Here is a 26,672-nt window from a genome sequence, read left to right on the forward strand (position 1 = left end):
TTTTAACCTGTAAAAAACAGCCTTAACAGGGTTTAACAAGCTATGAATCAAAGCTAACATTTATTTGATCTATTCACTGTCAACTTGTCAGCCACAAATGACACAAAAAGAATATCATCAATGAAAGGTAGTACTTTTAACAGGGTAATAGACGGTATATCAAAAGTAGATATTTGTGATTTTAGCTATATTCTATATATATTCCCACACAATACACTAATTATTAAATTTATGCAAAAAAAGACATACTGTCTACTTTTCTATAATGTCATAAAATAATCTTTTTTTGAATGATAACCCACCGTAAATTTCGTCACTCAATTTGCGGTGAACAGAAGAAACTGCATCATTTTATAAAGTAGCTTGAATGGAACTCAATCGAATCAATTAAAAAACAAATAAACTTATAAATTGTAGAAAATAAATTGCCCATATGTAAATACAACATATGGGCAATCTTTGTTATAATTAGAAATTACAGGAGTTATTTATCATTTGGTAGCAAGTTTATATTAGAAGTATATTTTTTGATTACCAGCACTATCCACATAGAAAGTACGAATGGAAATGTCAATGTAGTCCAGCCATGTTCTATCATCCATATGTCGATAAGGGTAGACAAAACAACCGCAATAAACACATAAACACCGTCACGCGGCTTAAGACCACTACAGGCAATACCACACAATACTGCATTGAAACTGAAAATACCGGCAGTAATCTGATCGATAGGTTGGCTAAAGTGATGTGATATAGCCATACTGATAATAGAGGCTACAAATCCGTATAATGCACCTATAGGCGAATTAATAAATACAGCAATTATAAAGATGAGGCCAGCAATGACACTTCCCTGAAATATAACTTGTCCAAAGGCATGACCTTCGATCCAGAAGTCTTCCAGTGCAGTAATATCCACAAAATGTTCCGACACTGTAGGCAAAGCCAAGTGAGGAATACTAAGAATGAATAGAAGAATCCACGTAACCAAAATGAATGGAAATGTAAAAGCCGGAAACTTTTTGCGAAGAGCAATCTCCATCAAAACTGTACTCACAGCAGATCCTATAACAATTGCCAATGCAACCCAGATATTAAACTGAAAATAGAAAACCAGTGCAACACCAACTAAAGTTGCATTGAAGCCATAAAGACCGTCTTCGATATTGGCTTTGTCGAATTTAAGAATCTTCGCTGTCAATACTCCTATTATATTGCTGAGCAGGGCAGCTACTCCCATCCATACCGAATCATAACAAATGGCAATAAGAAAAAGTATTCCTGTCCAATAGTTACCTTGTAACATGATTTGTCCAAAACCTCGAAAGACAGATTTAGAGAAAGTTAGAACATTGTTCATCTTATTAATAATAAAGTAATAGTTACTCTGTAATTTTATATCTATCTCCGGTCTGTTTTACTACTTCTTGATAGAATTTTTGAGGATATCCAACACGCTGTGGAGCCGATGGATTTCCATACTCATTACGAATAAACTCCCCGTCCTTTTCTTTACGAACAATTCCATCCATGTATTTAATTGTCAGGAATTCCCCTAGCTTTTTCCACTTATCAAAAGCATATTGTGCCTGCTCATTACTATATTCTGTCAGATAAGACACTGCTTTTGCCGGCGATTGAGCATACAATTGAGAAGCCTTATTTTCAATCTCCGATTGCTCAGACAAAAATTTAGATTCCAACTCTTGTTGTACTTTAAGTAAATCAGGGTGCATATAATTGTATTTACCATACACCATATTAGACACCCAATTATTAATCCAAAAAGCAGAAGTCCAAGAGAAGTTGTAAAGATCTCCATTCCCCACCTTGAATGATTCGGGTATTTCAGTTATAGAAGCATACATAGGCGTAAATACAGTATGTGCAGGATCATCCACACCAAACCAAAGCACTCCACCTATCGGATCAGGTAGCCACGAACGCATTTGAGATACAAACACAAAGCCTGCTTGTTGGGTTGCAATAGGACGTTCGTTACAGTATTTCACCGAATCGACCTCCCACTCTAGCGGAGCCCAACGATAAGGAGCCTCAAAAGGTCCTGCACCGATATCAAAACGCCAGTCTAATGGAGTACCTTCGTAATGATCTCTCATCATATCTTTCAAATCTGTCAGACTAACCTTTCTGTCAGGCTTAATATACAAAGGCATTGGTTCATGAGTTTGTCCTAAAGCATAGGTAACAAACCCTGCCATATCTTTATTAAAACGATTAAAGAAACTCCAAACACGAGCTTCACAATAACGTTGTCCACCAAAATCAAGAGGGTTATATGCTTTTGCAAAACTAAAGTCCGCATCTTTGCCTGAGAAATATCCTTTTTCACGAGCAAAAGAAATTACATCTTTAGAATAAAGACAGTCTTTAGAACCCTTCAAAGGAAATTGCTGTATACGTGCCTGATTGGCATGTGCCGATATACAATCGTCAGGAATACGCACTGCAACCCAAACCGCACCTTTATTACCTTTCCCTTTTCCAATCATTTCCATTACCCACACTTCATTAGGATCGGCAATAGAAAAAGACTCACCGCCACTTGCGTAACCATACTCCGCAACCAGATCAGTCATTACTGTTATAGCTTCACGCGCAGTTTTAGCACGTTGTAATGCAATATATATAAGACTGCCATAGTCTATAATACCTTCGGGATCAACTAACCCCTCACGTCCACCAAATGTAGTCTCGGCAATACTCAACTGATGCTCGTTCATATTTCCTACCACATTATATGTTTCAGCGGCTTGCTTTATTTCACCTAGGAATTTACCCGAATCCCAGTCATATACTTTCAGCATTTCTCCTGCGGCATATTTTTTTGCCGGCCAGTGATACAATTCTCCATATAGAGAATACGAATCGGCAGAGTAAGTTATCATTGTAGAGCCATCAGCCGATACTGCTTTTCCAACTAACAGGTTCGTACATGCAAAGCCTGTAGAAAAAGTAGTAAGAACTGAAAAAAGTAACAATAAAGCCTTTTTCATCATTTTTTTCTTTATAATATTTTATTAAATTTGTTTCGATGTTGTAAATATACTTATAAAAAAATAAAAGCAAAGTGGAGTTTATGAGTCTTTTCAACACAATTTAATATAATCAAAATATTTTAATGATAACAGAACGTAAAACATGTTTTACAATATAAATTTTTACTTGGAACTTATCTAATAAACATGTTTCTTTGTATCGATAACCTAAAACAATCTTTTTACCTTAAACACTAATACCTAAATTAACTCATAAAAGGAGATTTTGTGAAAAATCTCCTTTTATTATTTTAAACCTCTTCTATTTCTTATCTCTCTTTTCTCAAATAGATCAAATTATTATTATACATTTGCGAACTAATTTTTTTTTACATTAAATAAAGAAAAACCGCTATTTATGAGAAGCTTATATTTCTTAAGTGCTCTTATTCTCCTAGGTATTTTATACCCTGCTCAGCATGTTGGAGGAACTGATATAAATGACAAAACCTTAAAAAGTAATTCGATATACTCGGTATATGAATTATCTCCTAAAACAACCGCAATTGTAATTAATCACGCAGAAACTGACTCAGCTACTGTTTTCGATAAAATATTCGACAGAATAGAGGAGCAAGACTCGATCAAAGCAAACTGGTTTTATACTCAATTCGATGAAGCAGTACCTGTTAAAGGGGTACAGATAGTAGATTCGACAGGGGTATACAGCCTTCTATATAATGAACGAGTAGAAAAAGAGATGAAACCTCTTCTAGATAAAGACTTTTACATATATGGAACGAAAGGCTTCGAAATTCAGAAACCTCAAAAGGTAGTATTAGGATTGGATGAATGCAAAACCAATATATTTGCATTTACAATAGACCGTTTTGATTCTAATAAAAACGGAAAACCAATTTTTGCAAGTGATAAGAAGATTAATTTAGTTTTTGGAACAAACTACAAACAAATAGAAGCGAAAATAAACGATCATTATAGCAATATACAATCGGATTATGCAGACAATATACCCACTAAAGTATATGCGAATATAGACAATCTGTATTTTGTTTACACAGATGATTTTAAATGGAGAGATACATTTAGCTTCGAAACTACAGAATGCTTTTTTCCTTCACGAGCAATATTCAGGTTGGAAAAAGATGGAACTGTTACCCCTATATGGGAAGATGGACTCGATTTATTTGGAATACCTTGCGATTAAGATATAAACTCTTTAATCGAGTTTATATCTTAATTCATCCAGCAAGAATGGAAAGAAGGAAGTATCTACTCCTGCAGCACTAAGCTCTTTAGCATCTTCTTCAAATAGAGCTACAAATTGATTGAAATCGGATGATTTCCTTGCAGCATTCAGGTACAAATCCAGTGCTATTTTCTTTCGGTTTAAGCACAGCTCAACATGACCTGCATTCAAGAAATCGTGAACATTCGGTTTGTCAGCCAATATCTGTTTATAATATTGTTGTGCCAACTCGAATTTTCTTAAAAGAAATGCCGTCCAGGCAATAGGTCGCCAAGCTCTTGAACTTTTACTGTCCAATACCTCTATCTTAAAATAGCAATTCAATGCTTTATCATATTCTCCTAAATCTAAATAGCAATGACCTATATTTAGCTCAAGATTCAAATTATTAGGATTCAGCTGAGCTGCACGCTGATAGTACTCCAACGCTCGCTGCGGATCTTTCAATGATTTATAAACCTGTGCAATTCTTTTTATAATCCAAGAATTATCGGGTGATAATAATTCGGCTTGCAAGTATGCATCTAATGCTCCCTTAAGGTCATCAAGCATTTGTTTACAATATCCCATCTTTTGCCAGAGGTCAGACTCTAAAGCACCATTATCTATCAATTTTTGATAAATACCTAAAGCTTCCGAAAAGAAATTCTTATCAAAACAATAGTTAGCAATTTGCAACATGCTGCTATGATCCGAAATCAATGGACTAATAGACTTTTTATCGTAAAAATTCAATCTCAATTTGAATATATCGAAAAAGTTATTCTTATATGGATATAACTTAAAAAAACGATACAAATCCTGAATATATTGATTAGATATTACCTCCTCGCCCGCTTTAGAGTTGAGCGACTCAGCTTCTTTTTGCATCTCTTTCAACTGATCCGATTCTTCACCAAAACGCGCTGCCATCATTTGTCTTTGACTCGATGGAATCTGCATCAAACTAAAAGCAAATGAATACTTATCCGAATTACACATATGTGATGAATTCAAAACCGCTGTTTGTAACAACACATTTAAACCTTCTTTGTCTGAGAAGAGAGGCTGAAGTTCCGAATATTGAACATCGAAAGGCAAAAACCAATTGCCTAATTCTCCAAAAAACGGAAAATTCTTTAAACTCGAAAATGTCGAATGAAAAACATCTGCGCCTTCCATTTGCAGACTGGAATATTCTTGTAGTTTATTAGCTAATCCCGAATTTTCAAGTTCTTTCTGCCAATCGGGATTCTTATCTGCGAAATCGGTTTCACCCATCAAATCCTGCATATTCAATTTCTTGCCTGCAAGCGAATTGAATTTCATCATTTCGGGTATAATCTCTTCTGTCAGTTTACGGCTTATCTCTTCTGTTTCACGTGAGCGGATCAATTGTTTCACCACAGCCAACACCGATCTGCGAAATGCCTCATCTTCTGCCAAAGCATCCAATTTAAATTGACATTCGGGATACAACTGCCAGCGTACGTCATACATCTGCAAAACAATAATAAGACCTACTATAGCACGCTGTCTAATCGAACTTTCTTCCGACTGGCATGCGTTCATTAATACACAAAGCTTACGTCCATCAAAGCGATGAAACAGATTTAGAGTTAAAGCTGATATGAATAGTAGCTTTTCACGAACAGGAACATCTTGATGATTGATAAAAGAAGTATACTCGATCTCATCTTGTTCTGTAGCTCGTGCTGACACAAACATATAGTTGAATAACTCAGACCCTGTACGTTCTCTTTTAACTGACAGTTCTCTCTCCTTGGCTTGCTTAACATCCCCTGCTTCGAGAAGATCAGCTAAAGCCCATGACTCGGTTACATCTTTCAGTTGCTTTTGAATTTCGCCTAATGTCAAAGGCGTACGGACTGTATTGATTCTCAATCGCTCATAAAAAATATTAGATGAGTCGATAGTCAACAATTCATCCGCAGCATCGTCAGTCATTTCGTACAAAGTCCTCAGAATCGTATTATATATAGCATCCTTTTGAGGATCAACTGTATCCTCAAACTGATAATGCAACATGTACTTATAATTGGTTTCTAACTCGCTCAGTTTCTCCGAAGCATGCCAGTCTTGAGTATTCACAACCAATTTTGTCAATAACTCAAAAGCATCCTTCAACTGCCTTTTTGACAGCTTTTCAAGTATCTCTTTCTTATATGTAAGTGCATTTTTATAATCCATAATTTCGATTCAGTATTATTAGTGATAAACTAGACACTTATATCAATCGTTTAATATTAAAGTAGATGGAACATCTTTTTCCCATGAGGGATATCTCTCTCTCAGGTTTTTCCAACTCTTTAAGCTCACCATTAATAAATCGTGCTTCTTAAAAATATCAACATCTATCGGAATGTTATTGTTCCATAATTGGAATAAATAAGGATTGACTGCTTTTATACCTCTTACACTTTTTACAAATTCAATTGATTTATCCATTAAACCGATTGCATCCCAAAGGGTTATACGAACATATGAATTTTGGGTAAGACGCTCCATAAAATCACCAACGAAAATATCGTCTTCATCCAAAATGGGTACTATAACATTTTTGATCTCTGTTAAACCTCTATCAATAAATATGCCAACCGACAAATTACTATTTTTCAAGACAGAATGTGTTCCATCACCCAACGATAAAACATCACGATTGGTGACTCTCTTGTTTTTCTTTAAGAACGAGAATAAATGAGCAGGAAAACGTAATAATTTAGTAGAGAGACCTAAAAACTGTCCTAATAAATTTCCTTGATATATAGAATAATGTGCACCAATCAGCAAAAGATCATAATCGCCATCATTAGACAACTTTACTATTTTAGCAAAAGGTTCGGATGCCACTTCAAACATTGTATTAACCGGCTGACCTAATTCACGGGCTTTCTCCAAAATAGGCTCGAAAGTATCACGTTCCTCATCTTCTATATTATATTGGTACAGGTTATTACCCGGGGTAAAATGTACCATATTAATCTCCGAATAATTCTGGCTCTTTTTCACAAAAGAATTAGCTATCAACAGCAGTTTTTCCCCCAATTCTATATTTTTAAAAGGAGCTAATATCTTGTATATTTTACGTTCTGTAATACTATTTTCAGGAACTCTATTTTTAAAAATTCTATCGATAAGATCAAGAAGAGGACTTGTCATAAAAGTGGTTACAAGAGCCATTACAACCATCATTGCAAATACTTCGGGTGTAAGAATCCCCAGATCATAGCCAATATTAAGTACCACCAGTTCCATTAAACCTCTGGTATTCATCAATGCCCCTATAGTCATGCTTGATTTCCAGTCAAAGCCAATGAATCTTGAGACTAAAGTTCCTCCTACCAGCTTACCGATTGTAGCCAGTAAAATAATTATTCCGCAGATCATCCATAAAGAACCGTCATTTAATAACCCTATCCTTGTATTCAAACCTGTATAAACAAAAAACAAAGGAAGAAGTATTACCAGTGATATATCTTCAATTTTATCAATAAACAATTTCCTGAAATTAATATTAGGAGGCATTATAACCCCTGCCAAAAAAGCTCCAAACAAAGGGTGAATACCTATTATACTGGTTAAGTAAGAGGAAAGAAATAAGACAAGAAAAAAGATCCCTATGATGGATTTACTTATAATATTTTTTGAAGTCTGAAGATCCGCAATACGTTGTAAAAAAGGACGTACCAATTTAAACATCAGAACAACGTATACCACAGCAAAAAAGATTACATACAAAGAGCTGACAAAAGTTCCTGCTTTTGCTATAGCAATAACTGCCGCCAAAAGGCACCATGCTGTTATATCATCTACGGCAGCACAGGTAATCACCATAGCTCCCAAAGGTGTTTTATTAAGTCCTCTTTCATGTACAATCCTCGCCAACACGGGAAAAGCTGTTATACTCATGGCTATCCCCATAAACAAAGCGAAGGACACAAAATGACCATCGGGGTGAGAGAAATAAGGGTAAATAAAATATGAAAAAACAGTGCCGAATGTAAATAAAATTGCAATACATGAATGGCTTATCAGTATAGCATCATTAGCTCTGTTCTTTAATACTTTGAGATCCAGCTCCATCCCGACGATAAACATAAACAGAATTAATCCTATCTCACTCAGAAGTTTTATACTACCAATGGACGATGCGGGAAAAATAAGATTTGACATTTCAGGAAAAAATGCACCTAAAAGAGACGGCCCCAGTACAATACCTGCTATAATTTCACCAATTACGGTCGGTTGTCCTATTTTTTGGCAAATCCACCCAAAAAGACGAACAAAACATAAAATAACAATGATTTGAAGAATCAATAATGCAGTAGAACCGGTTGCTTCTTCCAATACAGAAGTCGAAAAATTAGACCAAGCAGAATATCCATTAACAACCTCGTTTCCATCCAAACTAACAGCCAATTGATTTTGACCTAAGGACAATACAAAATAGATTACAATAGATAATACACCTACAATCGATATATAAAAAATAAGGTTTTTATGTTTACTCATACGATTAATACATAATTCATTTCCGATACAAATATATAAATTTTGCGTTAGACGGCTGTTCTATTAGACTATATAATAGTCTCAACTTTTTTACAGGTGTAGAAAACTTTTCATTAACTTTGGGAGCATTAAGGTTATAAAGCTTTTGCTTGTTTTTACAGGTTATAGCTTTTTTCAATTTAAAAGAGTAGCATTTATTATTTTTTAGATTACTTATAATCACCATTTAAATATCTATATTCTGATGAATGAAGAATTAATACAAATTGGTCTGCGGCTTAAAGGTCTCCGTGATGCATTGGAGCTTACACAATCTGAATTTGCAACGTCATGCGATATTACACTCGAAGATTATATCGAGTACGAAGCAGGAAAAAAAGATTTTTCGATCAGCTTGCTTAAAAAAATTGCCACCAAGTACAATGTAGATCTCACAACCCTCATGTTTGACGAGGAACCCCGAATGAGTAGCTATGCTATTACACGAAAAGAAAAAGGGTTAGCAATCAAGCGTGTGGAAGAGTATCAATATCAGGCTTTGGCAACAGGCTTTGCTAATAGAAAAGCTGAGATATTTATAGTCACGGTAGAACCCAAAACCGACGATGCGCCTATCCACCTGAGTAAACACCCGGGGCAGGAATTCAATCTAGTCTTTAAAGGCAGGCTTTTAATCCGGATAAATGGAAAAGACCTTATTCTGGAAAAAGGCGACAGCCTCTACTTTGACCCGAGCTTACCTCATGGCATGAAAGCTTTAGATGGAAAACCCGTTAAATTTTTAGCAGTAATAGTTTAAACTAAAATCAGTCAATAGTTATCAGTCAAATATTACTTGTAACTATTTAACGATACTTTCCAAACCAACAAATAGGTCTCAAACCTTAATTTCAAGAAACTATGTTAGAGAAATTTTTAAAACAAATAGAATTTACATCTACCGAGGATTTCAAAAATAATTTTCACGTAAATATTCCTGACAACTTCAACTTTGCCTACGACATTGTAGATGAATGGGCTAGAACAAACCCTTCTAAAATAGCACTTTGCTGGTCTAATGAAGAAGGGGAACATATAGACTTCACATTTCAAGATATAAAAGAACAAAGCGACAAGGCAGCTTCATTCTTTCAGTCATTAGCTATCGGTAAAGGTGATAAAGTAATGCTGATACTGAAGCGCCGCTACGAATTTTGGTTCGCTATTGTCGGACTACATAAAATAGGAGCTGTAGCTATTCCTGCAACACATCTTCTTACTCCTAAAGATATCATTTACAGAAATAATGCTGCTGATATAAAAGCTATTGTCACAACAGATGATGATCTTATCCGTAAACATGTAGATGAAGCATTATCACAATCACCGACCATAAAGCATCTTATCACATGGGGGGATAATATACCCGATGGTTGGAAAAATTTCTATAAGGGATTAGATAATGCCAAACCATTCGTTCGACCCGGACACGTAAATAACAATGAGGATATTTCGATACTCTACTTTACTTCGGGAACTACCGGTGAGCCTAAAATGGTAATTCATAATTATACTTATCCGTTAGGACATATAGTTACTGCCAAATATTGGCATAACCTGACCGAGGACAGCGTTCATCTAACTGTATCCGATACAGGTTGGGCTAAAGCTGTATGGGGTAAACTATACGGCCAATGGATTGTTGGAGCAACGGTAGTAGCCTACGATCATGAGAAATTTACATCGGCAAAAATGTTGGAATTGATCGAAAAATATAAAATCACATCTTTTTGTGCACCTCCCACAGTATACAGGTTTATGATTCGTGACGATATGAGCAAATACGATTTATCGTCTCTTAAATACTGCACTACAGCAGGAGAAGCTCTTAATGCATCGGTATTCGAAGCATTTTACAAGGCTACAGGAATCAAAATGATGGAAGCATTCGGGCAAACAGAGACTACTCCCACTATTATAACTTTCCCTTGGTTGGAACCGAAACCCGGAGCAATGGGTGTTTCGAATCCTGCTTATGATATTGACCTTATTACTGCCGAAGGACGTTCTGCCGAAGAAGGAGAATCGGGTGAAGTAGTCATAAGAACAAATAATGGAATAAAACCTCTTGGTTTATTTATGGGATATTATCGGGACGAGGCGCTTACCAATCAAGTATATTATGATAATGTATATCATACAGGCGATGTAGCTTGGAGAGACGAAGACGGCTACTTCTGGTTTATAGGTCGCCTCGATGATGTAATCAAGAGCTCCGGTTACAGAATCGGACCATTCGAAGTAGAAAGTGCGCTTATGACCCATCCTGCTGTTGTTGAATGTGCCATAACAGGTGTACCTGATGAAATTCGAGGTCAAATAATAAAAGCGACTATAATTCTGGCTGCCGATTATAAAAATAAAGCCGGGGAAGCTCTTATTAAAGAAATACAGGATCATGTAAAGAAAGTAACTGCACCCTATAAATACCCGCGAATTATAGAATTTGTGGAAGAACTCCCCAAAACAATCAGCGGTAAAATAAAACGGGCGGAAATACGAAAAAGATAAAGATTCAAGGTCTCAGACCTTTTTATTGCTTTGGCAAATAATAGTCTTTGACTGTTATAATCACGAAATAGAGCAATAAATATAAGAAGCCAGAGTTTATATCGGCCTAAATATGCAATACGCCCCTATGGGAATAAACTCTACTCTTTACAAATACCTGCTTATATAACAATGGGCAGGTATTTTTTTGATTCGAGATTTTATTAACTTTGACAAATAAATAAGTAACTTGTCAACTGTTTTTTATACTTGATAAAGAAATAAGAAGGTCTGTGACCTTTATATAAAATGAAAAAAGAAAATTCGAAAAAGAACCGAATAGTTATAAAGATAGGTAGTAATGTCTTAACCCGAAAGGATGGTACGCTGGATATTACCCGAATGTCTGCATTGGTCGATCAGATTGCTGAACTACGTAAATCAGGGATTGAAATTATTCTTGTCTCATCAGGAGCCGTAGCATCAGGTAAATCAACTATTCGTCCCAAATCGAAATTGGATGTAGTATCTGCCCGTCAGTTATACTCGGCAATAGGTCAGGTAAGACTTATCAATCAATACTTTACGCTTTTCGATAATTATAATATAGTTTGCGGTCAAATATTGGCGACTAAAGAAGACTTTGCAACCCGCCGACATTATCTTAATCAACGCAATTGCATGACAGTCATGCTTCAAAATGGTGTAACACCCATTGTGAATGAAAACGACACTATTTCGGTAAATGAATTGATGTTCACTGATAACGATGAATTATCGGGTTTAGTTGCAACAATGATGAATTGTCAGACGTTAATTATACTGAGTAATATTGACGGTATATATAATGGTAACCCTGCCGACCCAAAAGCAAGTGTAATCTCCGAGATAAACCCTAAGAAAGATCAGATAGAGGAATTTATACAGACTTCTAAATCGACATCGGGACGTGGAGGAATGCAAACCAAATACAACATTGCCCGTAAGATAGCGGAAGAAGGCATCGAAGTAATAATAGCGAACGGAAAGACTGATGATATTTTACTAAATCTCATATCCGATCCTAAAACTATATGCACACGTTTCAAACCCTCTAAAAAGGCAGTTTCTAATGTCAAGAAGTGGATTGCCCATTCCGAAAGCTTTGCCAAAGGCGAAGTACATATCAACGATGGAGCAAAAGAAGCCCTAATCAGTGAAAAAGCTGTAAGTTTACTACCCATAGGAATAGTGAAAATAGAAGGAGACTTTGAAGTGGATGATATAGTAAAAATTATTGACACCAAGCAAAAGCAAATCGGAGTTGGTCGCATTGCTTTTGACAGTAAAACAGTAGAAAAATTGATAGGCAAGAGTAATGAAAAACCAATTATACATTACGATTACCTATATATAGACAAATAAAAAAATGGACGACACGAAACAGCTGTTTGAAGCAGCCAAAACAGCAGGAAGAAGCTTACTTCTTTTAAAGGATGAACAGATTAATTCTTTACTGGAAGCTATTGCAAAAGAAACAGAAGCAAAAATACATTACATTCTTTCGGAAAATCTAAAAGACCTCCAAAGAATGGACAAAGACAATCCTAAATACGACAGATTAAAACTCACAGAAGAGCGTATTATGGGGATTGTATCCGATATCCGAAATATAATCAACCTACCCTCTCCTATTGGCAGAGTCCTTGAAAACAAAACACTTGATAATGGTTTACATTTAACCAAGAAAGCGGTTCCATTCGGTGTTATCGGAGTTATATTTGAAGCTCGTCCGAATGTTTGTTTTGATGTATTCTCGCTATGTTTCAAGTCCGGCAATGTATGTCTGCTAAAAGGAGGATCCGATGCCACTTTTTCCAATCGAGCCATAGTTGAAATAATCAGAGGCGTACTGGATGATTATGATGCAAATCCCAATATATGCACTTTATTACCTAATGACAGAGAAGTAATTGATGAATTGCTGAATGCAAGAGAATATGTAGATCTTATTATTCCCAGAGGCGGCAGCTCTCTTATTAATTATGTGAGAGATAATGCACGTATTCCATTCATTGAAACAGGTGCAGGTGTATGTCATACCTATTTCCACTCCAAAGGGAATAAAGAAATTGCTCAACAAATAGTTCATAATGCAAAAACAAGGCGGGTAAGCGTATGCAATACTCTCGATTGTCTCGTTATTGATAAAGATCGCTTAAATGACCTGCCTTATATCTGTGAAAATCTGAAAAACGATCATGTGGTAATTTATGCCGACAAATTGGCATATGAAGCATTACACGGTCATTACCCTTCTAAATTACTGAAAGAAGCATCTGGTGAAAGCTTCGGTACTGAGTTTTTAGATTATAAAATGGCTGTAAAAATAGTAAATAATATCCATGATGCAATTGATCATATTTCAAAATACGGTTCTAAACACAGTGAGGCTATTATAACTGAAGACGAATCGGCAAACCTTCTGTTTCAATTCCTCATAGATGCTGCATGCGTATATATAAATGCTTCAACAGCCTTTACCGATGGCGCCCAATTCGGACTTGGAGCAGAGATAGGAATCAGTACTCAAAAGATACACGCCCGCGGCCCGATGGCTTTGCAGGAACTTTGCAGCTACAAATGGATTGTTGAAGGAAGCGGACAAACAAGAAAATCGTAAGGTCTCAGACTTTTTTATTGCTTTGGCTAGGTATAAAAACCAGAGACAGTTATGGCGATAAAACATTGCATTAAATATTTAACGTGATTTAGATGAAAAAGAAGAGGAATCAGGAAAGAGGAAAAATAACTATTCAGGATTATATAAAAGCTGTAAAAAAAGCAGATAGAGAAACCCAATTAGAAACCAATGTAGGTTTTACTGCTATAACTAAAGTACATAAAAGCAAAAAACTATACAATCGTAAAAGAGATAAAAAAGATTATTTTGGAGAATAATACTATAAACAAAAGAAATATTACTCTTGATTATTTCAAAGTAGGATTAAGCATTTTAGTGATTATGCTGCATTGTCCCTTTGTGACTATTTATCCGCCCCAAAATGGAAATTTACTTGAAAATATTGGATACATAGTCGGTTGGGAACTATCATATGGTTTAGCGAAAATAAGTGTCCCGCTTTTTTTTATAATAAACGGATACTTTCTTGATATAACAAGTAGGGAAAAAACCATCAAGTATCTAACCAAACTAATAATATTATATATCGTTTGGACACTGTTATACCTCCCTTGGTTTTATCCACAGTTTAAAGACGACATTAAATCTCTAATAATAACAACTGCAAATGGTCTTTTTCACTTGTGGTATCTGGTGTCAGTAATTGGAGCTATAATAATACTTTATCTCTTAAATAAGATAAAAGTAAATAAGCTCGGACTTATTATATTATCTATTGCTTTTTTCTTTATCGGCTATTTTATACAAAAAAGAGACCCTTATTCTTCATTCGAAGTTATGAAATATCGTAATTTTCTATTCTGGGCATTTCCATTTGTTACTATCGGGCATTTAATAAAATATGTATCCTATTCAAAAATCAAAAAATTCATGCCTTATATTCTCGCAATCGGAAGCATTGCCTTAATGATAGAAGCATATATATATATGGAACAGCAGGTAACAAATAACTTGTATATAGTACCGCTCTTTTTATGCCCTGCTCTTTTTTTATACGTGCTTAAGAACGGTAAGATGGGTCCCTATACAAAGTATAACACTGTGGCTGATATGTCTATTGCAATCTTCCTTGTACATCCTATGGCACTCTTGTCCGGTTTATATTTCGATATAAATGGATACCTTGGCTCATCAGTTCTTTTCTTTTTATTTATTACAATTACAACATTGCCTGTCGCCTATCTCATAGTAAGGCTCAACAGATTTCTAAAAATCCTCTTATAAACAAAAAAATGACTGATTTAAATAAAATATCAGAATTACTTAATTCTAAATCCAATACTCTTCCAATTAACAAGATTGATTTGGAAGCTGCTCTACATACTATCTTTCATCAATTGTTATTTCCTATTTGTGATGAAAATTGCACATCAACCTCTGACAACCTCAATTTTGTATATTCTGTATTATTAGAGAATATATCAAATTTAATCAACAAAAAAGAAGCTGAAAAAGTAGTAGATTCATTTATTGCTGAACTACCCGACCTGAGAATTAAATTATATAATGAAGCAAAATGCTATCTGCAAAATGATCCGGCAGCTCGTAGTATAGAAGAAATTATCATAGCATATCCCGGTTTCTTTGCTCTTACAGTGCATCGTATCTCGCACATTCTATATAAGATGAATGTTCCTATTATTCCTAGACTATTCTCTGAATACGCCCATGCATCAGTAGGAATAGATATACATCCGGGAGCACAGATAGGTGATATGTTCTTTATAGATCACGGAACAGGAATTGTTATCGGGGAAACAACTATTATAGGCAACAATGTAAAAATATATCAGGGAGTAACCTTGGGAGCTTTATTTGTCACCAAAGAACTAAAAGACAAAAAAAGGCATCCGACCATCGAAGATAATGTAGTTATATATGCTGGAGCTACTATTTTAGGAGGTACAACAGTTGTAGGTCACGATTCTACAATTGGAGGAAACGTATGGCTTACTAGAAGTGTTGTTCCCTACTCCCTTGTTTTTCATAACTCTGAGGTAAGAATAAGAACTACTCAGGATTTTGAAGATTCATTCAATTATACAATATGAAGTATAATAAGGTTAAAACTATAATCTGAATCACTAAGGGTCTCTAATATAATGAAGAAAAACACTTTTTATCTTAATTCTTGGGAAGAGATAAAAACTACAATTACCAATATTGGAAATAAGTCAGTAAAAGGAGCCACAATAGGCGTAATTATGGCTATGCTGATCTATTTGCTAAGTATAGCAAAATATATTGAAACAGGTATCTCTCCTGCTTTTGATATTATTGTTGGCTCACTCATTCTCATTATTGCCTTTGGGGTATCTTTCTATATCCTAAAAACAGCTTTTACAATTGTAAAAGAGTTCAACCCTGTTTTTGTCGTAGTATTTCTCTCATTTTTTATCATTGCAAACTACTTACCTGATAGTTTTTTTATACATCCATTTATTATTTCAGGGTTAATATCGGGTGCTGTAATTGGATTAGCTATTTCTAAAGGTCTCAAAAAATATGTTTCTGCGATCCTTATTATAGTTGCAGTTCTGGCAAACGGATACCTCTTTTATTATTTATGGAATGACGGTTTTAATAACACTGCTCCTGTAACAGATCGATACTGGAATCAAAAAGCATCAATTAATGAAATTGAAGACCCATCTATAGAGGGTAATTACAAGGTAAAAACATTATTCTATGGTAGTGGCAATGACCTGCGTCGTGCTGATTATAATAATGAAGTCAGCATAAAAACTTCAACTGTTGATGCTACACCTTTTTTTGATCAGACTTCCGGTTTTGGCAACTATCTAAGGAAGATATACTGGGGATTTGACTCCAAAGCATATCCTGTCAATGCTCGTGTGTGGTATCCCGAGGAAGAAGGACAATTTCCTTTAGTAATCATTGTACATGGCAATCATCAGATGCAGAATTTCTCAGATCCCGGATATGAATATTTAGGTAAATTACTAGCAAGCAGGGGATATATTGTAGCTTCGATTGATGAAAATTTTCTCAATGCTAGCTGGATTGGTGACTACAATCATACTGAGGTTTTTACCAGAGCATGGTTAATTTTAAAACATCTGGAAGAATGGAGAACATGGAACAATACAGAAGGCAATTATTTTTATAACAAAGTCGATATGGATAACATCGGGCTTATCGGTCATTCCCGGGGAGGCCCGGCTATCGCCCTTGCATCTGTTATTAATAAGCACACACGTTATCATAATGATGCCAATATAAAATTCGATTTTAATTTTTCAATTAGAGGAATTATTCAGATTGCGCCTACCGATTCATACAACCCTCAAACAGAAGTTCCTCTAAAATTAGAAAATATAGATTATTTACTTCTTCATGGAGGATACGATCAGGATATATATTGGTTTGCAGGTAACCGATTTTATAATAGAGTGTGCTATACTGACAACAATTATCATTTTAAATCCGCACTTTATATTTACAGAGCAAATCATGGGCAATTTAATACCGTATGGGGTAAAATTGATACCACAACACCCAAGTCTTGGTTTTTGAACTTGAAGCCAATTATGGAGGAAAAAGATCAACAAAAAGTTGCTCAAATTTATATCTCAGCATTTATGGAGGCTTCTTTAAAAAAGAGAAAAGAATTTATCCCCATATTTAAAGACTATAGAAATGTGAATAAAATATTACCCAAAGAATTCTATATAAATCAATTTGAAGATTCTGATTTCAGATATATTGCAAACTACGAAGAGGATTTTAATGTAACGACTGCCACTTTATCGGGCGCAAAAATACAGGGAGAGAATTTAAAAGTCTGGAAAGAAAATACATTACCATTCAGAGATGATTGGAATAGTTCACAACAAAATGCAGGGGTCTTTCTAGGATGGGATAAGGCAGAACAGACCTTAAAAGGTATATCGCAATACACAATTAATATAAACGATAGCATCGGAAAGATATCACAGAATCAATTGCTTAAAAATCTATTTTTCTTTATTTGCAATAATCAAGGAGATGTTGATAGTGTAGATTTTACAATCGAGTTGGTCACTAATACCAGCACTGTCAAGAGAACTTTCAGTTCTTTGATGATATTGCCTCCCCCATTGAAAGTACAATTAACAAAATCAAATTCAATTTTCACTTTAGGTAAAAATGATTCTTTCGAAAGAATATTGCAATATATTGAAATACCTTTCTCTGAATTAAGAACAGAAAATGATTACTTTAACCCTAATGAAATAAAACAAATACGTTTCATTTTCGACAAAACTGATCGCGGAGAAATTATACTTGATAAAATAGGAGTAAATTGAACATATATCCTACATATCAATAGCAAATTACAAGAATGGAATATCTGTCTCTGATTATTTTTCACCTTTGCAATATTTATCTATCTTTGCAGTCTTATAGAGAGAGTTAAGGTCGCAGACCTTTTTTATAACTTTAGAAAGTATAATAACCAAAGATAGCTATGAGTCTAAGGTATAGCAATAATATTTATCGTACGTTATTCTCTATTCCATTAAAACATAATCTAGTAATTTATACAATAAAACAAAATATATTTTATGGCAACTACTGCAGATATTAGAAACGGTATGTGTATTGATATTGATGGTCAATATTATGTAATTATAGAATTTCTTCATGTAAAACCAGGTAAAGGAGCAGCCTTTGTAAGAACAAAGATGAGAAGTGTTACTACCGGACGTATTCTTGAAAGAACATTCAATGCAGGTATTAAACTTGACGAAGTTCGTATCGAAAGACGTGACTACCAATATTTATACAAAGACGATATGGGTTACAATTTCATGAATAATGAAACTTTTGAACAAGTATCTCTTCCTGCAAACCAAATAGAAGGTGTTGCTTTCCTTAAAGAAGGTGATGTTATTGAAGTACAAGTACATGCCGAAACCGAAACTATTCTAACAGCAGAATTGCCTCAAAACGTAATTCTTCAAATAACATATACTGAACCCGGATTAAAAGGCGATACTGCAACTAATACTTTAAAACCTGCAACAGTAGAAACAGGTGCAGAAGTGCGTGTTCCGCTTTTCATTAATGAAGGTGAAAAAATTAAGATAAATACTCGTGACGGTTCATACGTAGAAAGAGTAAAATAATAAAGGAATTTATTTTTCCTAAAAATCGTGTTTAGAATTAACTTGCTAGACACGATTTTTCATCTTTACAAAACTATGGATCACTCAAAAGAAAAACTAACAATTACTGAGTGGGCAGAGGAAGACCGCCCTCGCGAAAAAATGCTAATAAAAGGCATCTCTGCATTGTCTGATGCCGAGTTACTCGCTATTTTAATTGGATCAGGCAATAAAAATGAAAGTGCAGTAGAGCTTTCGCAACGAATATTGTATTCGGTGAATAATAATCTGAATTCTTTGGGAAAGCTCAGTATTAACGATTTGATCCAAAATTTCAAAGGGATAGGAGAAGCCAAAGCAATTACCATAATTGCTGCTATGGAGCTTGGCAAAAGACGGAGTCTTTCTGAAACCGAAAAATATCAACAGATATCATCAAGTCGGGATATTTTTCATATTTTTCAACCTATTCTGGGAGACCTCAGACACGAAGAAGCCTGGGCTCTGTTGATGAACACCTCTAATAAAGTTCTCAAGAAAATACCGGTAAGTAAAGGAGGTATTACCGGAACAGTTATAGACATCCGACTCATTATAAAAGAGGCTATAGAAAATCTAGCCACCAATATTGTGTTAGTGCACAACCATCCTTCGGGCGATACTAAACCCAGTGAAGAAGATAATGCTATTACAAAAAAATTAAAAGAAGCTTGTAAATTAATTGATATACATTTAATGGATCATGTTATTATTTGTGATGACGGCTATTATAGCTATCTCGATAATGATAAGTTTCTATGATATTATAACTGACTTAAAAACACTCATTGAATTTCTTTATCAGTAATAACACAAACCAACGTATTTATTACTTAATTTTGTCAGCTAAAATTACTCATTATAAAAATTTCAAACATGGAAAATAATATATTAAAATTAGAAGAAGATATTGTACGCATGCTTAAAACTGTGTATGATCCCGAAATACCTGTAAACATTTACGATCTTGGACTTATCTACAAAGTAGATGTGGATGAAGAGCAAAATGTAACTATTACAATGACATTGACGGCTCCAAACTGTCCTGCTGCCGATTTTATACTGGAAGATGTACGCCTTAAGTTAGAATCCATCCCTGCTGCTAAGAATGTAATTGTAAATCTTACCTTCGAGCCTGAATGGAATAAAGATATGCTAAGCGAGGAAGCCAAATTAGAATTGGGTTTTCTATAAAATATGGCTGAAAAGAATAAAATATACTTCCTTTCGGATGTACATCTAGGGTCAGCCTCTCATCATAAGGTCATAAACAACAGTAGCACCCTGAGCCTTCCTAATAGAATAAAGAAGCAATCAAATGATAATTACCCGAATCATGACATCGAAAGAAAGCTCTGCCGATGGTTTGATATGGTAAAGAAAGATGCTAAAACAATTTATCTCTTAGGCGATATATTCGACTTTTGGTTTGAATATAAATATGTTGTACCAAAAGGATTCACCAGAGTATTGGGAAAAATAGCCGAGTTGACAGATTCGGGTATTGAAGTCCACTTCTTCATTGGTAATCATGATGTATGGGTTAACGACTATTTGCAGAAAGAATGTGGTATGATAGTTCATCTCGAACCATTAGTACAAGATATATACAACAAAAAATTCTTTTTAGCTCATGGAGACGGATTAGGTGACGATTCTAAATCGTTTAAACTTATTCGTTGGGTATTCCACAATAACTTATGCCAAAAAGCTTTTGCCTGCTTACATCCACGATGGGCAATGGCAATAGCCCATACGTGGTCTAACCACAGCAGGGCAACAGGCGGGGAGATTCCTTATTTGGGAGAAGACAAAGAGCATCTCGTTTTATTTGCAAAAAAACAATTAAAAGAATCTCCGAATATCAATTTTTTCATATTTGGACATCGACACATAATGCTTGATTTAATGTTATCACCGACAGCACGAATCTCTATTCTGGGAGATTGGATCAGTTTCTTTTCCTATGCTGTTTTCGATGGCGAAAACTTTTCATTAGAAGTGTTTGAAGATATATAACTAATAACAAAATATTCTCTTTAGAGCCTGCAATCATTAAATGATCACAGGCTCTTTTTGTAAAATCATTTCTGATGTAGATAAGGACACTTTATATTGAAATTTATACTAATAAAAAGGCTTGTCTGACTAATTTCTTCTACCTTTGCAGAGTTAATATTTAGGTATAAGTAATATGAAAATGGTTAAAGGAATTTTCATCATTCTTCTGTTTTATTTTATAGGAGAATGTGTGAGTTACCTTATTAAAGGATTCATTCCCGGAAGTATAATAGGAATGATGTTATTATTTTTGGCTCTCTATCTCAAGATTATAAATCCTGACAGTGTCGATTCTACAGCAAATGCCATCACAAAGAATATGGCTATTTTCTTCATCCCTTCCGGAGCCGGATTAATGACCTCTTTTGGGGTATTAAGTAAGTTTTGGGCATCTATTATCATAACTTGCTCCATCAGTACTATTCTGGTTATAGCCGTAGTTGGTATTGTACAACAACAAATGGAGAAAGGAAGATCAAAATGAAATTATTAATAGAAAGCCCCGAGTTTATTCTTGTTCTTATCTTTGGTAGCTATTTATTTGGACAATGGGTCTTCAAAAAAACGAGAGTTGCAATTCTTCATCCACTAATTATCTCAATAGCAATCATTATTCTGTTTTTGAACATTACGAAAATGGATTATGAAACATTTCAGAGAGGGGGGCAATTTGTTAGTTTCTTGCTTGGACCATCGGTTGTTGCTTTAGGCTATATACTTTATCAGCAAATGTCATATCTGAAAGGAAATGTAGTATCTATACTCACTTCCATATTTGTAGGTAGTGTAACAGGAATAGTGAGTGTTATACTTTTAGCAAAAATAACAGGAGCAGATGATGCCTTAGTTATGACTCTCGAACCAAAATCGGTAACAACAGCTATAGCCATGAATATTTCAGCACAATCAGGAGGTATACCTTCTCTCACTGCCGTAATTGTTCTATTTTGCGGTATATTCGGAGGTATAATAGGCCCGTTTGTACTTCGAATTCTAGGAATAAAAAGTAGCATTGCCAAAGGATTGGCAATGGGAGCCTCTGCACATAGTGTCGGTACTGTAAAAGCCATGGAAATGGGAGTTATAGAGGGTGCTATCAGCGGATTAGCTATCGGATTGATGGGAGTAATGACAGCTTTACTGATACCTTTTATTCATCAGATTATCTCATAAGCTATTCCTGCGAATCAATATGTTGTTTTATCTATCAGTAGAGTAGACAGGGTGAGATAGAGATTCTACATGTCTGCCCAGATTTGGAAACAGCAAACAGGGAAAAATAAAAGACTTAAAAAAGTGTTACTTTTGTTACCTTTGTAACCTTTTAGTTTTTTTTTCTGCTGATCTACAGTGATTTAAAAAACGTTCAAAAGTGACACTTTCTAGTTGTTTATTGGTTACTTTAGTTACCTTAATTGTTTACTTTTTGTAACTTATCAGTATTTGTGGTAGAACTTCTCAAATTAGAGATAACATTAAATAGTTGAATTACTTAATACAGAGACTTAGATATTTTTCAGTTTTAATAAATCATGAAGAAGTATATATTCATAACATTAGGTACTATAAGCTTGATTTTAGGCTTATTGGGATTGTTTACACCGGGTTTGCCCACAACTCCATTTATACTATTAACAGGAGCTTTGTATGCTAAAAGTTCCCCTCAATTGTATAAACGACTAGAGCAAAACAAGCTTACGGGAAGATATCTTAAGCGTATGGAAATCGGACTGAGTTGGAAAGCCAGACTTTTTTCTATTGCCTTAATGTGGTGTATGGTCTGTATTACAGCCTTTTTAGTATTCGATGCGGGTAGTAAAATGCGATATATAATGCTTGGATTGGGTGCTATAGGTACAGTTGCTCAGTTAATTGCACTCCGAAAGAGAAAACCTAAGATGAAATTGTAAGAAGTACAGCAAGTTACGTCGGATTTATTGGATATAGATTCTATTGATGGATCATCTAAATAACTTATAACTATATATGCTAAAATGCCTCTAAAAATTTTGCCGTTATGTTAGTTTTATTTTTCTTTGTATAAGGTCTGTTAAAAAGACTATGAACATAAGACTGAAATTTACTACAAATAAAAAAATGAAAGAAATGAATCACGAAAATCAAATACAAATTGAATTGACCGAAGATGTGGCACAAGGTACATATGCCAATCTAGCTATAATAACACATTCCTCTTCTGAGTTTGTACTTGATTTTATAAGGATAGTTCCCGGTGTTCCAAAAGCAAAAGTTAAGTCTAGAGTAATCTTAGCACCTGAACATGCTAAAAGACTAATGTTGGCATTGAATGATAATATTAATCAATACGAAAGGCTTCATGGAGCAATTGATATTGAAAATCCGGTAGGAGATTTTACTCCCGTCGGAGGTGATGCGTAAATCTTAAAGGTTCTTAAATCAGCTTTATAATACATCACTCATATGATAATTGATGTATCAAAGAGATAAAAATTCTGTAGCTCCGGTTAATAGATTTGCTTATAGCGTATATTGCCGGAGCCTTAGTTTTTCATGTAAAGTTAGTATGTTTTACAATAGATATTTAACAGCTGATTATATGAATGATTGATTCAAAGGAAGTGAAAAAAAATATGAATAACTAAATATGTCTATCTTATGGAATTATTGAACGCATCATTAGTTGATTGGTCTAGAGGTCAGTTTGCTCTGACTGCTATGTATCATTGGTTGTTTGTTCCATTGACATTAGGACTTGGCGTAATAATGGCTATTATGGAAACAGCCTATGTACGTACAGGTAATGAGCAATGGAAGAAAACAGCAAAATTTTGGATGAATATTTTTGGAGTCAACTTTGCAATTGGTGTTGCAACGGGTCTGATTATGGAATTCCAATTTGGAACAAACTGGTCTAATTACAGCTGGTTTGTTGGTGATATTTTTGGCGCACCCCTAGCAATAGAGGGTATGTTGGCTTTCTTTATGGAGGCTACATTTATTTCTATTATGTTTTTTGGTTGGACAAGAGTTAGCAAGAAAATGCACTTGGCTTCTACTTGGTTGGTTGTGCTAGGTGCAACTTTATCTGCTCTTTGGATTCTGGTGGCTAATGCATGGATGCAATACCCCATAGGAATGGAGTTTAATCCTGATACTGTAAGGAATGAAATGAACGATTTTTGGGCTGTGGCATTGTCGCCTGTGGCTATTAATAAGTTCTTTCATACTGTAGTTTCATCTTGGATTCTAGGTGCTGCCTTTGTTGCTGGTGTTGCAGCATGGTACATGATTAAAAATAGAGAACCTGAGTTTTCAAGACAAAGTATGAAGGTTGCTTCAATCTTTGGTTTAGTAGCTGTTTTATTGACTGCTATGACTGGTGATGGATCTGCTCATCAAGTAGCTCAAAAACAGCCTATGAAATTGGCAGCCATGGAAGGTCTTTATGAAGGACAAAACGGAGCAGGACTTATTGCTGTTGGATTACTTAATCCGGAAAAGAAATCATATAAGGACGATGTAGATCCTTATATCTTTAAGGTAGAAATTCCTAATGCTTTGGCTCTATTAGGATATAGAGATATGGATGCTTTTGTACCAGGTATAAAAGATATTATCGAAGGAGGTTATACAACTACTACTGGTGAAGTGGCGTTGTCTTTTGTTGAAAAACAAGAGCGAGGAAAACAAGCTATTCAAGCCTTAGCTGATTACAGAACGGCTAAGAAAGGAAATAACGAAACTGCTGCTGCAGAGTATAAAGCTAAATTGAAAGAAAATTATCCATATTTTGGTTATGGTTATTTAGATACACCAGAGCAATTAGTACCTAATATTCCGATGGTGTTTTGGGCATTTCATATCATGGTATATATTGGAGGATTCTTTGTTGTATTTTTTGCTGTACTTTGGTTCTTTAGCTATAAAAAGAAACTTGAAACTACGAAATGGTTATTATGGCTTTCAATATTATCAGTGCCATTAGCGTATATATGTACTCAGGCAGGATGGATAGTTGCCGAAGTTGGTCGTCAACCTTGGACTATACAGGATGTATTACCTGTGCAAGCTGCCATATCGGCATTGAGTGTTAACTCGGTAATCACTACCTTTATAATATTCGCAGTGTTGTTTACAGCACTATTAATTGCTGAAATTCGTATCATGTTGAATCAAATTAAAAAAGGACCAAAGGCTGATTAAGCTGAGATTCTATTTAATTTATAAAATATAACACTATGATTGATTATTCATTTTTACAACATTACTGGTGGTTTATCATAAGCTTACTGGCGGGACTTTTAGCATTCTTATTATTTGTTCAAGGTGGACAATCGATGCTTTTTTCCTTATCTAAGACAGATCAACACCGTTTCCTGTTAGTTAATGCGTTAGGACGTAAATGGGAATATACTTTTACGACATTAGTAACATTTGGAGGTGCATTTTTTGCGTCATTCCCTCTGTTCTATTCAACAAGCTTTGGAGGAGCATATTGGGTTTGGATGTTGATATTGCTTTGTTTTGTAATTCAGGCAGTATCTTACGAGTATCAATCGAAACCGGGGAATACTTGGGGACGAACTACTTATCAGTCATTCCTTTTTATTAATGGTTTGTTTGGAACTTTCTTGTTAGGTGTGGCAATTGCTACATTCTTTACAGGTTCGGACTTTCTAGTGAATAAAGGAAATATAACAATTATGGGAGGCGAAACTGCTACCGGATTGGTTATCAGTCAATGGCAAAATCCTTTTCATGGTCTTGAGGCTCTTCTTAATTTTAGAAACTGGACTTTAGGACTTGCTGTATTCTTCTTGGCAAGAACTTTAGCTTGTTTATTCTTTATTAATAGATTGGCTGATCAGGATTTGGTTGCTCGTTCTCGCAAATTCTTATTATACAATGCTCTTCCTTTTGTAGTGTTCTTTTTGACTTTTGTTATATGGACATTCTTATCGAAAGGTTTTGCTGTAGATCCTGCGACTCAAATTGTAAGTTTAGTAGATTACAAGTATTTCTTTAATCTAATAGAAATGCCAGTTGTAGCTATATTCTTTTTGTTGGGTGTTGTATTAGTATTATTTGGCATTATCCGTTCATTAATTTCTAGCACATATGCAAGTGGTATATGGTTTAGCGGTTTGGGTACGGTTGTTACTGTATGTACTTTATTACTACTTGCTGGATATAATAATACTGCTTATTATCCTTCAACAGCAGATTTACAGAGTTCGCTAACTATTCAGAATTCATCATCAAGTGAATTTACTTTGGTAGCTATGTCGTATGCTTCTATATTAGTTCCTTTTGTATTAGCTTATATTATATATGCATGGGGTTCTCTTGAAAGAAAGAAATTTAAAGGTGAAGATTTGAAAGAAGACGGTCACGTTTATTAAGAACTGGCTTATTCCTAAATAAAAAAGAGAACTATTATAGTTCTCTTTTTTATTTAGAATATTCAATCCGGCAAAATAAGAAAATAG

23 protein-coding genes are annotated in these 26,672 nt (G+C 34.8%); 19 read left to right on the forward strand and 4 right to left on the reverse strand.

Annotated elements, in window-relative coordinates; translation table 11 throughout:
* Positions 1-484: 484 nt before the first annotated feature.
* Together CLV62_RS12265 and CLV62_RS12270 are read right to left on the reverse strand one after the other, a co-directional pair.
* Positions 485-1,360 (reverse strand): urea transporter, encoded by an 876-nt coding sequence (locus tag CLV62_RS12265; RefSeq protein ID WP_110311082.1) that lies wholly within the window; start codon positions 1,358-1,360, stop codon positions 485-487.
* A 22-nt stretch (positions 1,361-1,382) separates the two neighbouring features.
* The gene (locus CLV62_RS12270; RefSeq protein WP_110311083.1) at positions 1,383-3,020 is read right to left on the reverse strand and encodes a dipeptidase; all 1,638 of its coding nucleotides are present in this window, start codon (positions 3,018-3,020) and stop codon (positions 1,383-1,385) included.
* Positions 3,021-3,417: 397 nt separating this feature from the next.
* Here CLV62_RS12270 and CLV62_RS12275 point away from each other — a divergent pair, with 397 nt between their 5' ends.
* Positions 3,418-4,224 carry a hypothetical protein gene (locus CLV62_RS12275; RefSeq protein WP_110311084.1) on the forward strand — a complete coding sequence of 269 codons (807 nt, stop codon included), beginning with the start codon at positions 3,418-3,420 and terminating at the stop codon, positions 4,222-4,224.
* A gap of 12 nt (positions 4,225-4,236) precedes the next feature.
* On the opposite strand, the gene CLV62_RS12280 is transcribed toward CLV62_RS12275, so the two are convergent.
* Together CLV62_RS12280 and CLV62_RS12285 are read right to left on the reverse strand one after the other, a co-directional pair.
* On the reverse strand, positions 4,237-6,456 hold the full coding sequence (locus CLV62_RS12280) for a tetratricopeptide repeat protein (RefSeq protein ID WP_110311085.1): 2,220 nt from the start codon (positions 6,454-6,456) through the stop codon (positions 4,237-4,239).
* 42 nt (positions 6,457-6,498) lie between these two features.
* Complete coding sequence (locus tag CLV62_RS12285; protein ID WP_110311086.1) at positions 6,499-8,778, reverse strand: cation:proton antiporter domain-containing protein; 2,280 nt, start codon at positions 8,776-8,778, stop codon at positions 6,499-6,501.
* Positions 8,779-9,022: 244 nt separating this feature from the next.
* Here CLV62_RS12285 and CLV62_RS12290 point away from each other — a divergent pair, with 244 nt between their 5' ends.
* The 18 genes from CLV62_RS12290 (at position 9,023) to CLV62_RS12375 (ending at position 26,585) form a co-directional block, all read left to right on the forward strand.
* Positions 9,023-9,577 carry a helix-turn-helix domain-containing protein gene (locus CLV62_RS12290; protein ID WP_110311087.1) on the forward strand — a complete coding sequence of 185 codons (555 nt, stop codon included), beginning with the start codon at positions 9,023-9,025 and terminating at the stop codon, positions 9,575-9,577.
* Positions 9,578-9,678: 101 nt separating this feature from the next.
* On the forward strand, positions 9,679-11,328 hold the full coding sequence (locus tag CLV62_RS12295) for an AMP-binding protein (protein WP_110311088.1): 1,650 nt from the start codon (positions 9,679-9,681) through the stop codon (positions 11,326-11,328).
* Between the two features lie 288 nt (positions 11,329-11,616).
* The gene (gene proB, locus CLV62_RS12300) at positions 11,617-12,711 is read left to right on the forward strand and encodes a glutamate 5-kinase (RefSeq protein ID WP_110311089.1); all 1,095 of its coding nucleotides are present in this window, start codon (positions 11,617-11,619) and stop codon (positions 12,709-12,711) included.
* Positions 12,712-12,715: 4 nt separating this feature from the next.
* Positions 12,716-13,969 carry a glutamate-5-semialdehyde dehydrogenase gene (locus tag CLV62_RS12305; RefSeq protein WP_110311090.1) on the forward strand — a complete coding sequence of 418 codons (1,254 nt, stop codon included), beginning with the start codon at positions 12,716-12,718 and terminating at the stop codon, positions 13,967-13,969.
* A 92-nt stretch (positions 13,970-14,061) separates the two neighbouring features.
* Positions 14,062-14,247: a hypothetical protein gene (locus tag CLV62_RS12310; RefSeq protein WP_110311091.1), complete on the forward strand. Its 186-nt coding sequence runs from the start codon at positions 14,062-14,064 to the stop codon at positions 14,245-14,247.
* The gene (locus CLV62_RS12315; RefSeq protein ID WP_110311092.1) at positions 14,237-15,214 is read left to right on the forward strand and encodes an acyltransferase family protein; all 978 of its coding nucleotides are present in this window, start codon (positions 14,237-14,239) and stop codon (positions 15,212-15,214) included. The genes CLV62_RS12310 and CLV62_RS12315 overlap by 11 nt, the downstream gene beginning before the upstream one ends.
* Before the next feature lie 8 nt (positions 15,215-15,222).
* Positions 15,223-16,041 (forward strand): serine O-acetyltransferase EpsC, encoded by an 819-nt coding sequence (epsC, locus tag CLV62_RS12320; protein WP_110311093.1) that lies wholly within the window; start codon positions 15,223-15,225, stop codon positions 16,039-16,041.
* 51 nt (positions 16,042-16,092) lie between these two features.
* Positions 16,093-18,300, forward strand: coding sequence for an alpha/beta hydrolase (locus CLV62_RS12325; RefSeq protein WP_110311094.1), 2,208 nt, complete (start codon positions 16,093-16,095; stop codon positions 18,298-18,300).
* 258 nt (positions 18,301-18,558) lie between these two features.
* Complete coding sequence (gene efp, locus CLV62_RS12330) at positions 18,559-19,122, forward strand: elongation factor P (protein ID WP_050708977.1); 564 nt, start codon at positions 18,559-18,561, stop codon at positions 19,120-19,122.
* A 75-nt stretch (positions 19,123-19,197) separates the two neighbouring features.
* Positions 19,198-19,902, forward strand: a complete 705-nt coding sequence (gene radC / locus CLV62_RS12335) for a RadC family protein (protein ID WP_110311095.1) — start codon at positions 19,198-19,200, stop codon at positions 19,900-19,902.
* A 114-nt stretch (positions 19,903-20,016) separates the two neighbouring features.
* Positions 20,017-20,334, forward strand: a complete 318-nt coding sequence (locus CLV62_RS12340; RefSeq protein WP_050708975.1) for a metal-sulfur cluster assembly factor — start codon at positions 20,017-20,019, stop codon at positions 20,332-20,334.
* Between the two features lie 3 nt (positions 20,335-20,337).
* The gene (locus tag CLV62_RS12345; RefSeq protein WP_110311096.1) at positions 20,338-21,159 is read left to right on the forward strand and encodes a UDP-2,3-diacylglucosamine diphosphatase; all 822 of its coding nucleotides are present in this window, start codon (positions 20,338-20,340) and stop codon (positions 21,157-21,159) included.
* A 181-nt stretch (positions 21,160-21,340) separates the two neighbouring features.
* The gene (locus tag CLV62_RS12350; protein ID WP_185144265.1) at positions 21,341-21,685 is read left to right on the forward strand and encodes a CidA/LrgA family protein; all 345 of its coding nucleotides are present in this window, start codon (positions 21,341-21,343) and stop codon (positions 21,683-21,685) included.
* The gene (locus CLV62_RS12355) at positions 21,682-22,374 is read left to right on the forward strand and encodes an LrgB family protein (RefSeq protein WP_110311098.1); all 693 of its coding nucleotides are present in this window, start codon (positions 21,682-21,684) and stop codon (positions 22,372-22,374) included. Before CLV62_RS12350 ends, CLV62_RS12355 begins: the two co-directional genes overlap by 4 nt.
* A gap of 359 nt (positions 22,375-22,733) precedes the next feature.
* Positions 22,734-23,111 (forward strand): YbaN family protein, encoded by a 378-nt coding sequence (locus CLV62_RS12360; RefSeq protein WP_110311099.1) that lies wholly within the window; start codon positions 22,734-22,736, stop codon positions 23,109-23,111.
* A 187-nt stretch (positions 23,112-23,298) separates the two neighbouring features.
* Positions 23,299-23,601, forward strand: a complete 303-nt coding sequence (locus CLV62_RS12365; RefSeq protein WP_110311116.1) for a DUF3467 domain-containing protein — start codon at positions 23,299-23,301, stop codon at positions 23,599-23,601.
* A 237-nt stretch (positions 23,602-23,838) separates the two neighbouring features.
* Positions 23,839-25,386, forward strand: coding sequence for a cytochrome ubiquinol oxidase subunit I (locus CLV62_RS12370; RefSeq protein ID WP_110311100.1), 1,548 nt, complete (start codon positions 23,839-23,841; stop codon positions 25,384-25,386).
* 35 nt (positions 25,387-25,421) lie between these two features.
* Entirely contained in the window at positions 25,422-26,585 is a 1,164-nt protein-coding gene (locus CLV62_RS12375) for a cytochrome d ubiquinol oxidase subunit II (RefSeq protein ID WP_110311101.1), read from the forward strand.
* Positions 26,586-26,672 lie beyond the last annotated feature (87 nt).

It is taken from the genome of Indolivaga alginatilytica (assembly GCF_003201355.1).
GTDB lineage: Bacteria > Bacteroidota > Bacteroidia > Bacteroidales > Dysgonomonadaceae > Dysgonomonas_A > Dysgonomonas_A alginatilytica.